Below are 9,067 nucleotides of genomic sequence, written 5' to 3'. Positions count from 1 at the left end.
GCCGCCGCCGCGTGCCGGTGCTCGCGGGTCGTTGCGGTCGCGGCGAGCCGGAGCGCGCCGAGCACCTTGTCGTGCACGAGCGCGTCCCAGCGGGTGCGCTCGAAGGCCGCGGCCGCCGCCTGTTCGCTGCGGGCGCGTTCGGCGGCGACCCGCGCGGCGACCCTGCTCAGCTCGCGGACCGCCCGCGTCATGAGGCTGACGATGAGCGTGAACGTCAGCGCCGCCACCGTGAACACGAGCGCCTCGGTGAGCGCGTGCGGCCAGTCGAGGGCGCGGCTGCGCACGTACAGGTAGCCGGGTGCGTAACCGGCCAGCAGCACGAGGCTGCCGCGCACGCCCCAGGGCGCCACCGCGCACGTCACCCCCGCGCCCATCCAGTGCAGCAGCGGCGGAAAGTCGTTGCGGCCCAACTGTGTTCCCGTCACAGCGAGCGCGACGACGTGCGCGGCCATCATCGCCAGGCACAGTGGCGCGAGGGCGCGGGTGCGCACCCCCGACGGTCGCCCGCGGGCGCAGCCGACCAGGTAGCAGACGGTGGCCAGCACCGCGAGAACGCAGCCGAGCACCGCCACCCACGTCGGGTAGATGCCGGCCTTGACGACGTTGTTGCGCAGCGTGACCGACAGGTTGAGCACGAGGAAGACCGCGACGCCCACCCCGAGGTACTGGAACGCCAGGCGGTCGATGGGCGCCGTCTCAGCGGGGCCGCGGCGGGTCGATGAGTCCATCTTCGATGGCCCGGAACAGCAGGTCGGTCTTCGAGGTGGCGTCCCGGCCGGCGTCGGCGTACTTGCGGCGCACCCGCAGCAGGTACTCCTTGACGGTGGCCGGCGCCACGTACATCCGCGTGGCGACGGAGGTGACCGGCAGCCCGAGGGCGTACAGCCGCAGCGCCTCCTCCTCGCGCGGCGCGAACGTCGGCTGCTGCCGTTGGGTGTCGGCGCGGATCGCGGCGGCCCAGTCGGCGTTGAGGTGCGGCTCGCCGCGCAGCACGCAGCGCACCGCCTCCGTCATGACGTCCAGCGGCTCGCTCTTGCTGACGATGCCGAACGCCCCGGCCTGCAGGCAGCGGGCGACGACGCTGGCGCGGGTCTCCTGGGAGTACAGCAGCACGCGCGCGCCGTGCCGGCGCAGCGCCGCGACATTGTGCTCGGGCACGCTGCGGTCGCCGAGCTGGATGTCGAGCACGACGAGGTCGATGCGCCCGGAGGCGCCCAGCCCGGCCACCAGCCCCGCGACATCGGAGGCGGTGTGGGTCGCGGTGATCTCCGGCAGCGCGGCGCGCAGATGCTGCACGAGGCCCTGCAGCACCGCGGGGTGGTCGTCGACGAACCCGACGGCGACCCCGCCGTCGGGGCCGTCGCGGCGGGACATCGGCAATCCCCTACGGCCGCAAGGCCGGTGGGTACAGCGTTCGTTCGGGTCCCGCGCTCGTGAGCATGATGGAAAGGTACCGCTGCGCGCGCCGCTCGTGCCCGGAGCGGAGCGAGGTTCCCGCGCCGTCGGCGGCGGCCGGGGGCGGGCTGGGGTAGCGGCAGCCGCCGGCTCCCGGTTCGTCGCCCGCCGCGCGCGTCTCACGCATGTCCAGTGTCCTTTCCCAGCCCTGCCGGAACGTGAGATCGATTGTGTCACTGACGTTTCGACGAAAGACTGCCGCAACCCCATCGATTGGACAGTCCATCCGACGGGGGACAGGGCGGGTTAGGCGGGCCACACCTGTTCGCCCGGATCCTGACCCCAGCGGCCCCACCGGCCGGACAGGTAGCTGCCGACGACGGCGGCCCCGAGGTCGTCGAGGTCGGGGGCGACGACGTGGCCGTCGACGCGGCGGGCCATGGCGTCGACGAAGCGGGCCAGGCCGGGGTCGTCGCCGAGGCGGAAGAACGTCGTGCGCGCCCCGAGCCGGCTGATCGCGTCGAGCTCGCGCACGGTGAGGGCCAGCGTCAGGTCGCTCGGCGGGTAGTCGAAGATCGCCTCCCCGTCGGCGGCGAGGTGGGCGGTCGGCTCGCCGTCGGTGACGACGAGCAGCACCGGCTGGGTGTGCGGGTGCCGCCGGAAGTGCCGGGCCGCGAGCATGAGCCCGTGGTGCAGGTTGGTGCCCTGCTGCCACGTACCGTCGAGCCCGACGAGCTCGTCGATCGGCAGCGTGCGGGCGTGCCGCGCGAACGAGACGAGCTCGAGCTGGTCGCCGCGGAACCGGGTGCTGACCAGATGGTGCAGGGCGAGCGCCGTGCGCTTCATCGGCACCCAGCGGCCCTCCATGATCATCGAGAACGACGTGTCGACGAGCAGCGCGACGGTGGCGCGGGTGCGCGCCTCGGTCTGGCTCACCTCGACGTCGCCGAGCTGGAGCCGCACCCCGCGCTCGGTCGGGCCGCCCGGCCGGCCTGCGCGTGCTGATCCCGGCCGGTCCTCGCCTGCTGCGCCCGGCCGGCCCTCGGCCGCCTCGCGCAGCACGGCGTTGGTGACGGTGCGGGTGACGTCCCACGGCTCGGTGTCGCCGAACTGCCACTCGCGGGAGGCGCCGCTGAACTCCCCGGCCTGGCCGGAGCGCCGCGCGTCGCGGTTGCCGGCGCGCGCCGTGATCTTGTCGGTCGCGTCGCGCAGCAGCGTCTTGCCCAGGCGCCGCATCGCCTTCGGCGAGAGCCGCAGCGAGCCGTCGGGCGCGCGAGCCAGCAGGCCTGACTCCCGCAGCGCCTGCTCCAGCTCGGCGAGGGCCTGCACGTCGGCGGCCGCGCCCTCGCCGAGCTGGCGGGTCAGCGCCTCCAGGTCGACGTCGCGCAGGTCGGCGCCGGTGTGCTCCTGGGCGAGCTGGTCGGCGAGGGCGTCGAGGTCGGCGACGTCCTGCAGGGCGCCAGTACCGTCTCCGAGACCCAGGCCCTGCTCGCCGCTGAAGTGCTCGGAACGGGTCCAGTTCTCGTCGGGGCGCAGCGCGCGCAGGTTGTCGTCCATGCGCGAGAGCGACTCCATGAGCTCGGGGGAGCCGAACGCCTGCTGGGCGAGGGCGTCGAGCTCGGCCCGCTGCTCGGGGTTGAGGGAGTTGCGGAACCGCGCCGCGGCGGCCGCGCGCCGGGCCAGCGTGTCGATGAGTTCGTCGATGGTCTGCGGGTTCTCGGGAAAGAACTCGCCGTGCTTGGCCATGAAGTCGGCGAAGCTGGCGCCCGTGTCCTCCCCGCGCCGGTGCTGCTCCAGCAGGGAGTTGAGGTCGTCGAGCATCTCGTTGACGGCCTCGCGGTCGGAGTCGGTGGCGCCCTCCAACGCCTGCTTGATGCCGGTGAACCGCTGCTCGAGCACCTCGCGGCCGAGCAGGTCCTTGATCTGCTCGTACGCCTCGCGGGCCTCGGTGCTGCGCCACGGGTAGTCGGCGAGCTCGCGCACCGCGGCGGCCGTCGAGGCCGGCAGGTTCTCGATGCGCATCTCGGCGAACCGCGCGTCGTCGTCGAGGTCGCGGGCGAGCTGCTTGCGCTCGGCGAGCACGGCCTTGTCGAGCAGCTCCTTGGCCTCCTGCAGGGTGCCGTCGAGCCGGTGCTTGTGCAGCAGCTCGCGGCGGCGCTGGGCGACCCGGCGGCCCAGCTCGTCGAGCCCGACCCGGTCCGGCGAGCCGCGGCGCAGGTACTCGCGCATGGCCCGCTGCGGCGACGTGCCGGCCATGACCTCCTCGCCGATCGCCGACAGCGCGTCGCCGAGGTCGACCGGGGGAGCCAGCGGGTCGGGCCCCTCGACGTACCGCCCGTAGCGGGCGCCCCGCGCGTGCCGGCTCATCAGCCGTACACCGTCTGCGCGCCGTCGGTGTCCTTGCTGATGCGCCGGGCCAGGTACAGGCCCTCGAGGGCGAGTTCGGCGGCGCAGGCGCGCTGCCCCTCGTCGCTCGCGCCGAGCCGCTGCTCGACCTCCGCGAACGTGGCGGCGGCCGATTCGGGCAGCCCGGCGAGCAGTTCGTCGGCGCTGACCTGCTCGCCGGTCGTGATGAGCGCACCCTCCTCGACCGCGGTGACGATCGGAGCCAGGTCGATGCCCGCCAGGTGCGCCCGCACCGTCGCGGCCGTGGCGGTGCGCGACAGGTAGGCGAGCACCTCGTCCTCGCGGCCCTCCTCGCCGGACTCGAACTCCAGCTTGCCGCGCAGCACGTCGAGCGCCGACTGCAGGTCGACGACGCGGGCCACCGCGTGCTCCTCGTGCTGCCGGGCCGCGCGGTGCCGGGCCGCGGCGGCGAGGGTCTCGGCACCCGCGATCGAGAACCGGGCCGAGACGCCGGACCGCTGGTCGATCGAGGGGGATTCGCGCAGCGACCGGGTGAACCGGGCGAGGACCTCGATGAGCGCGTCCGGCACCTCGGCGACGAGATCGGCCTCCTGCCGGATCACCGCCATCTCGTCCTCGAGCGCCGTCGGGTAGTGGGTGCGGATCTCGGCGCCGAAGCGGTCCTTCAGCGGCGTGATGATCCGGCCGCGGTTCGTGTAGTCCTCGGGGTTGGCAGAGGCGACGACGAGCAAGTCGAGCGGGAGCCGGATGACGTACCCGCGGATCTGGATGTCGCGCTCCTCCATGACGTTGAGCATCGCCACCTGGATGCGCTCGGCGAGGTCGGGCAGCTCGTTGACCGCGACGATGCCGCGGTGCGCGCGGGGGATGAGGCCGTAGTGGATCGTCTCGGGATCACCGAGGGAACGGCCCTCGGCGACCTTGATCGGGTCGACGTCACCGATGAGGTCGGCCACGGAGGTGTCCGGGGTGGCCAGTTTCTCGGCGTAGCGCTCGCTGCGGTGCCGCCACGTGATCGGCAGGTCGTCGCCGAGTTCGGCGGCCCGGCGCTGGGACAGGGCGGTGATCGGTTCGTAGGGGTGCTCGCCGAGCTCGGAGCCGGCGATGACCGGAGCCCACTCGTCGAGCAGGCCGACGAGGGTGCGCAGCAGGCGGGTCTTGCCCTGCCCGCGCTCACCGAGCAGCACGACGTCGTGGCCCGCGATGAGGGCCCGTTCGAGCTGGGGGAGCACGGTGTCGTCGAAGCCGTGCAGGCCGGGCCACGGGTCGGTGCCCGCGGCCAGCGCGGTCAGCAGGTTGTCACGGATCTCGGCGCGCAGGTGCTTGGCCTCGTGCCCGGAGGCGCGCAGCGCGCCGACGGTGTCGATCGTGGGAGCGTCACTCACCCGACGACCCTACGTCGCCAACCCGACCCCCGCCCAGGCCCCGCCAGTACCCCCGCCCCGACTCGGCCTCCGCTCACCCCTCCCCTCTCCTTCGTGCGAAGCCTCCCCTCCTCATTCGGCCGAAGGCTGCCCTATCGGTCGAGGGCCGCTGCTGCGGCACGAGCCCTCGACCGACAGGGAAGCCTTCGACCTGGTGTAAGGGCCGTTACCCTGGCGAGGTGAACCTCGAAAAGGTCGTCTTCGGGTTCTTCGTGCTGCTCGCGGCCACGCTGAACTTCGGATTCTTCATCGGTGACATCACCGAGGCGCGCGTGCACAACATCTACGAGTTGTACGCCGCGGTCGTCGTCTCGCTCATCGCGACGGTGCTGAAGTTCGGAGACCGCACGCAGATCGGGGCGGTCTACCTCGCCACGAGCCTGGTCGCCGACATCCAGCTGCTCGCTGCGGTCGGGGTGTACATCTGGGCGACGATGGTCGCCGACGGCGGCCTGACCGCCTCCCACACGGCCAGCGTCGTCTCGCTCTCCGGTGGTGCGCTGTTCGCCAACGTCGTCTCGGTCGTGCTGCTGGTCGTCGAGACCGTCTCCTACCGCAGGCACTGAGCGCAGGCGGCCATGGCCAACCCGCTGCTCATGCTGTTGGCGCGGCGCCAGCCGACGGCCCACACGGCGCCGCTGCGCCGGGTGGCTGTGCCGGTACCCACCGAGGTGCCCTCGACCGACGCGATCTTCCTCGTGTTGCGGCGCATGCGCGGCCCGCTCATCGTGCTCATCGCGACGTTCTCGATCTCGGTGCTCGGGCTCATGCTCATCCCCGGCGTCGACGACCAGGGCCGCCCGCACCAGCTCACCGCGTTCGACGCGTTCTACGTCATCTCCTACACGGCCACGACGATCGGCTTCGGAGAGCTGCCCTACCCGTTCACGACCCTGCAGCGCATGTGGGTCATCGTGGCGATCTACGCCTCGGTCGTCGGGTGGGCCTACTCGATCGGGGCGCTGTTCGCGCTCATGCAGGACCGCGGTTTCCGGGAGGCGGTGGCGCTGCAGCGGTTCCGGCGCCGGGTGGCCAAGCTCGCCGAGCCGTTCTTCATCGTCGCCGGCTACGGGCAGACCGGGCGTCGGGTCTGCGCGAGCCTGGACGACCTCGGCAAGCGGTTCGTCGTCATCGACGTCGACCAGTCGGCGATCAACAAGATGACGACCGGTGCGCTCGTCGTCGACGCCCCGGCGATCGACGGCAACGCGACGAACCCGGCGATGCTCGGCCTGGCCGGCCTCGGGCACCCGCGCTGCGCGGGCGTCATCGCGCTGACCGACGACGCCGAGGCGAACCTGTCGATCGTCATGACCGTCAACCTGCTGCGCCCCGAACTGCCGGTGTACGCGCGGGCCGACGACCGCGAGATCGCCGAGCGCATGTGCGACTTCGAGCCGGCCGGGGTCGTCAACCCGTTCGACGAGTACGGCGAGTACCTGCTCATGGCGCTGCGCCGGCCGTCGACGTTCCAGCTGGTCAGCTGGTTTCTCAACCCGCGGGGCACGCCGCTGCCGCCGCGCCGCGAGGGGCTGGCCGACGGGCGCTGGGTGATCGTCGGCGACAACAAGTTCACCCGCGAGGTCACCGCCGACTTCACCGCCGCCGGCCTGGACGTCACGCACGCCTCCCCGCAGGAGGGGGCGCCCGACCTCACCGGCGCCGTCGGCGTCGTCGCCGGAGCCGGGCGCGACGCGACGAACCTCGCGGTGGCCGCGCACGCCCGGCGCGAGAACCCGGGGATGTTCATCAGCGTTCGGCAGAGCACGATCCGCCACGAGGCGCTGCTCGACGCGTTCGATCCCGACTCCGTGTTCGTGCCGAGCCAGCTGGTGGCCCGCGAGATCCTCGCCCGGGTCATCGCGCCGCACCTGTGGAGCTTTCTCGAGCAGGTCATGCAGCAGGACGACGAGTGGGCGCAGGGCGTGCTCAAGGCGCTGCGGCGGCGCTGCGGCTCGGCCACCCCGGAGACGGTGCTGCTGCAGCTCGACCGGGCGCACGCCCCGTCGGTCGTGCGCTGGCTACGCACCCACGAACTGACCCTGCGCGACCTGCTGCGCCATCCGGAGGACCGCACCCAGCGGCTGCCGGTGGCGGTGCTGGCGATCATCTGCGACGACCACACCCGGTACGCCCCCGACCTCGACCAGCCGGTGCGCGTCGGCGACCAGTTGCTGCTCGCCGGGCGCGGCATCGGCTTCGACATGCTGTCGGGCACCCTGTTCTCCGACGCCGCCGTCGAGTACGTCAGCACCGGCCGTCAGGTGCCCACCACCTGGCTGTTCCGCCTCGCCTACAACGCCCGCCGCCGCCGGCTCGAGGGCTGAGGCGGGCGCTGCCGAGCCTGCCGCTCAGCCGCGCGGCCCGTCAGCCGCTGTGCCCGGGAGTCGCTCGGCCCGTCAGCCGCTGTGCCCGGAGTCGCTCGGCCCGTCAGCTGCTCGACCGCATCAGCCGCTCCGCCCCCGCGCCGCCGCAGCCCACTTCGCACGGGAGCCTGTGCCATCGGACTGGACCGGTCGGTCTCCGCCGAACCAACTCCGCGGAGCCGGTTCCGCGGCACCCCGGCGGTCCAGTCCCGGCAGTCGAGAACCGGCTCCCGAAAAGTGAGACCGCGCGTCGCGGCAGGCCGCGTTCAGCGTCGCGGCAGGCCGCGTTCAGCGCCTCGGCGGGCAGTCAGCGGCTCGGCGGGCCCGTCAGCGGCTCGTCCTCCAGACGCACCACTCCCGCGGCGCCGTCGACCGTGACGAGTTGGCCGGTGACGAGGGTGGCGGCGGCGTCGCGCACCCCGACGACGGCGGGGATGCCGTACTCGCGGGCGACGACGGCGCCGTGGCTGTTGCTGCCGCCCATCTCCATGACCAGGCCGCCGGCGGTGAGGAACAGCGGGGTCCAGCCGGGGTCGGTCGAGGGCGCGACGAGGATCTCGCCCGGCTCCAGGTGCGCGCCCACCGGGTCGGTGACCACCCGCGCCGGGGCCGTGACCACGCCGCTGGAGGCGGGGGTGCCGGTGAGCGTGTGCTCATCGGCCTGGGCCTGCGACAGAGAATGGGCCAGCGGCCGGGCGAGCGCCTCCAGTTCGGTGCCGTCCGAGAGCAGCAGCCGGGGGATGTGGCGGCGGCGCAGCTCGGCCTCGTAGTCGGCGCGCTGCGCGGCGACCAGGGGGCGCACGTCGGCCCCGTCCAGCGCCTCGCGGATCGCGATGACGTCGAGAAACGCGACGTCGTGCGCGTCGTCCAGCCGGCCGTCGGCGGCCAGCTGCTCCCCGATGAGCAGCAGCTGCTCGCGGGCGCGGGCCAGCAGCGTGATCAGCCCGAGCTTGGGGGTCTCGCGCAGGCCGATGAGGCGGCGCGCCCGATCGAGCGCGAACCCCAACGCGGCCCGGCGCACCGGGTTGCCGACCCGGTCGAGCAGCGCGTCGACCGCCTCCTGCGCCTCCCGCGCGCCCCGCTCGAACTGCGCCGCCGGATCCGGTCCCGAGCCGGCGGCGCCCGTGCGCGCATAGTTGCGCAGCATCCCCACCAGGTGCTCGGGTTGCTCGCGCCAGCGCGGCATCCCCAGGTCGATCTCGGAGACGGCCCGGTCGCCCCAGCGGGTCAGGAAGTCCGCCAGGTCGGCGGCGGCGGGCTCCGACCCGGTGACGGCCACGCGCTGCGAGAGCGCCCACAGGTCGAGGTCCATCTGGGTCGTGACGTTGTGCGGCAGGCCCCGCAGCACGGTCTCCAGTTCGCCGGGGCGGGGGTCGACGGCGAGCCGGCGGGCCGCGCCGAGCGCGACGAAGCCAGGTGCCGCGTAGCCGACGAAGCCCGGCATCGTCACCGGCGCCCGCGTCGACAGCACGCGCTCCACCGCGTCGAGCTGTTCGGCGGGGGTGGCCTCGGCGG

At 73.4% G+C, this 9,067-nt stretch carries 8 protein-coding genes; 2 read left to right on the top strand and 6 right to left on the bottom strand.

Annotated elements, in window-relative coordinates; genetic code table 11:
* From PINTE_RS18790 to PINTE_RS18770, 5 genes are all read right to left on the bottom strand, one after another.
* On the bottom strand, positions 1–728 hold a 728-nt coding region (locus PINTE_RS18790), incomplete at its 3' end, for a hypothetical protein (RefSeq protein WP_157087371.1).
* Positions 697–1,374: a response regulator transcription factor gene (locus PINTE_RS18785; protein ID WP_068433792.1), complete on the bottom strand. Its 678-nt coding sequence runs from the start codon at positions 1,372–1,374 to the stop codon at positions 697–699. The genes PINTE_RS18785 and PINTE_RS18790, both read right to left, overlap by 32 nt.
* A 10-nt stretch (positions 1,375–1,384) precedes the next feature.
* A complete protein-coding gene (locus PINTE_RS23405; protein WP_068433790.1) occupies positions 1,385–1,582 on the bottom strand; it encodes a hypothetical protein in 198 nt (65 codons plus the stop codon).
* Positions 1,583–1,701: 119 nt separating this feature from the next.
* A complete protein-coding gene (locus tag PINTE_RS18775) occupies positions 1,702–3,762 on the bottom strand; it encodes a vWA domain-containing protein (protein ID WP_068433788.1) in 2,061 nt (686 codons plus the stop codon).
* The gene (locus tag PINTE_RS18770) at positions 3,762–5,147 is read right to left on the bottom strand and encodes a magnesium chelatase ATPase subunit I (RefSeq protein WP_068433786.1); all 1,386 of its coding nucleotides are present in this window, start codon (positions 5,145–5,147) and stop codon (positions 3,762–3,764) included. The genes PINTE_RS18775 and PINTE_RS18770 overlap by 1 nt, the downstream gene beginning before the upstream one ends.
* A 218-nt stretch (positions 5,148–5,365) precedes the next feature.
* Here PINTE_RS18770 and PINTE_RS18765 point away from each other — a divergent pair, with 218 nt between their 5' ends.
* Both PINTE_RS18765 and PINTE_RS18760 read left to right on the top strand, forming a co-directional pair.
* Positions 5,366–5,752: a DUF6394 family protein gene (locus PINTE_RS18765; protein ID WP_068433784.1), complete on the top strand. Its 387-nt coding sequence runs from the start codon at positions 5,366–5,368 to the stop codon at positions 5,750–5,752.
* Positions 5,753–5,764: 12 nt separating this feature from the next.
* Entirely contained in the window at positions 5,765–7,513 is a 1,749-nt protein-coding gene (locus tag PINTE_RS18760) for a potassium channel family protein (RefSeq protein WP_068433778.1), read from the top strand.
* 346 nt (positions 7,514–7,859) lie between these two features.
* Here PINTE_RS18760 and PINTE_RS18755 read toward each other — a convergent pair.
* The coding region (locus tag PINTE_RS18755; RefSeq protein ID WP_245643056.1) for a PEP-utilizing enzyme at positions 7,860–9,067 on the bottom strand (1,208 nt) is incomplete at its 5' end.

This window comes from Piscicoccus intestinalis NBRC 104926, from assembly GCF_001515525.1.
GTDB classification, from domain to species: domain Bacteria; phylum Actinomycetota; class Actinomycetes; order Actinomycetales; family Dermatophilaceae; genus Kineosphaera; species Kineosphaera intestinalis.
The sequence above is the reverse complement of the archived record's forward strand: the minus strand, read 5'-3'. Positions and strand labels throughout refer to the sequence as shown.

Coding starts and splice junctions, on each gene's coding strand:
- PINTE_RS18775 (WP_068433788.1), bottom strand. CDS start 3,762: ATGAGCCGGCACGCGCGGGGCGCCCGCTACGGGCGGTACGTCGAGGGG.
- PINTE_RS23405 (WP_068433790.1), bottom strand. CDS start 1,582: ATGCGTGAGACGCGCGCGGCGGGCGACGAACCGGGAGCCGGCGGCTGC.
- PINTE_RS18785 (WP_068433792.1), bottom strand. CDS start 1,374: ATGTCCCGCCGCGACGGCCCCGACGGCGGGGTCGCCGTCGGGTTCGTC.
- PINTE_RS18760 (WP_068433778.1), top strand. CDS start 5,765: ATGGCCAACCCGCTGCTCATGCTGTTGGCGCGGCGCCAGCCGACGGCC.